This is a genomic window from Ruegeria sp. AL11 (assembly GCF_056540865.1).
The window spans coordinates 1-1,949 of sequence record NZ_JBQFXO010000034.1 but is presented as its reverse complement, the minus strand read 5'-3'; the positions used below and the strand labels follow the sequence as shown (position 1 = coordinate 1,949).

Sequence of the window (1,949 nt, the reverse complement as noted above, 5' to 3'; positions counted from 1 at the left end):
AACGGCTTGGGTCTGGCCCTGGTCCGTGCAATTGCAACACGGCACGGGGCTTTGATCAGCGCGTCAGACAATGCGCCCGGACTTACAATCAGTGTCAAGTTTCAACAACTGTGTTCATGATTCAGCATCTCAGTATGTGACTGCAAGGCCAGCGCACCGGGGTCACGTCCGTCAAGGTGGTGTAATTATGCGAGTGGCCTGAGGTCATGATCAGGCGGCTTGGGTAGTGATGCTGAGAATAGGATCGGTCTCCTCGGTATCGATCTGCGCGAAGGCTTCGACCTGCATGTAGCGGTTCTGCGTCTGCCATTCGTCGTTCTGCTCAAACAGCACTGCGCCGATGAGGCGCATGATCGAGGCCTCGTTGGGGAAGATGCCGACGACATCGGCGCGGCGCTTCACTTCCTTGTTCAGACGCTCGATCGGGTTGGTGCTGTGCAGCTTTGTGCGGTGCTGGCGCGGGAAGGCCATGTAGGCCAGCACGTCGTGTTCGCTCTCGTCCATCAGCCCGGCCAGTTTGGGCCAGCGCGAACGGATCTGATCAGCGACATGCCGCCATGTCTCGCCAGCCTGTTTGCGGTCGGGCTGATCGAAGGCCTGGCGGATCGCGGCGGCCACGACGGTGTGCTGGCCTCTTGAGACATGCGCCAGGGCGTTGCGCATCCAATGGACGCGGCAGCGTTGCCAGGTGGCCTCGAATACCCGCGCAATCGCCCCTTTCAGACCGACATGCGCATCACTGACCACCAGCTTCACTCCGCCGAGCCCGCGGGCTTTCAGAGAGCGCAGGAAGTCCATCCAGAACGTTTCCGCCTCTGATGGGCCAAGCCCCAGGCCGATGATCTCGCGGCGCCCGTCCGTGTTCGCTGCGACGGCGATTATCGCAGCGACCGAGACGATCCTCCCGCCCTGACGCACCTTGAGATAGGTGGCGTCCAGCCACAGGTACGGCCACTCGCCGGTGAGCGGGCGGTTGAGGAACTCGCCGACCCGTTCATCGATGTCCTTGCACAGCTTCGACACGGTGCTCTTGGAGATGCCGGAAAGCCCCATGGCCTGCGCCAGTTCGTCGACCCGGCGCGTTGAGACGCCGCCGATCCAGGCCTCCTGGATCACCGCGACGAGAGCCTTCTCAGAGGTCTTGCGCGGCTCCAGGAAGCCGGGGAAATAGCTGCCCTGGCGCAGCTTGGGGACCTTGAGGTTCAGCGTGCCCAACCGGGTGTCGAGCGCGCGCTCGCGATAACCGTTCCGCCAGGTCGTGCGACCCTCGGCGCGTTCGTGACGGCCGGCGCCGATCAAGCCCTCGACGTCGGCCTCCATGATCAGCTGAAGGACCGCTTCGGCAACGGCGCGAAGGAAATCGCCTTGATCGTGCTTTTCCAGAAGTTCGCTGAGGTCCATTGTGGTCTTGGTCATCGGGGTCTCCGTGTGGTTCGGGGTTGAAGCGTCGAAACTCCACCTCGACCATACACCTCGATGGCCACCCGGATTACACCGGCAACGCCGAGGAAATTACACCACGTCCTCGGACACTAACGTCTTCACGTTGATGCCAAGCTCACGGCTCAGCTCCGCGTTCGAAGCTTGCGATCGCTGTATTGTTGCTCGGATGGCGTGCGTTGTCGTGGCGCAGCCGTGACGTATCTGTCCCATAAGGCATCCTTCCATTCCGTCGAATGGATCGCACCATCAAACCTTGGGATCAAACACCTGGAGCCGTCGCCCCAAGTGTCATGTCCATCCCGGACGACACACCGAATAAGGTGATGAACGGCGCAGGAGAAAACATACTCTCGATCAGCCTAAAGCAATTCCCGCCGGATATTGGCCAGCCACAGCGCTCTCCATGGATCATTGTCGTTTCTCGGTAAGTGGCAGCTGATCCTCGGAACCGCAGCTGCGGTTGCGCAGGATTGCGTTCGAGACCGACAGCAGATGCGTTTCCATGA

1 protein-coding gene and 1 pseudogene are annotated in these 1,949 nt (G+C 61.1%); both read right to left on the bottom strand.

Annotated elements, in window-relative coordinates; genetic code table 11:
- Positions 1-210 precede the first annotated feature (210 nt).
- On the bottom strand, positions 211-1,416 hold the full coding sequence (locus tag ACR0IP_RS23055; protein ID WP_480528144.1) for an IS256 family transposase: 1,206 nt from the start codon (positions 1,414-1,416) through the stop codon (positions 211-213).
- A 117-nt stretch (positions 1,417-1,533) separates the two neighbouring features.
- Positions 1,534-1,653 (bottom strand): annotated as a pseudogene (locus ACR0IP_RS23050) (IS481 family transposase); the annotation flags it as partial.
- Between the last annotated feature and the right edge of the window lie 296 nt (positions 1,654-1,949).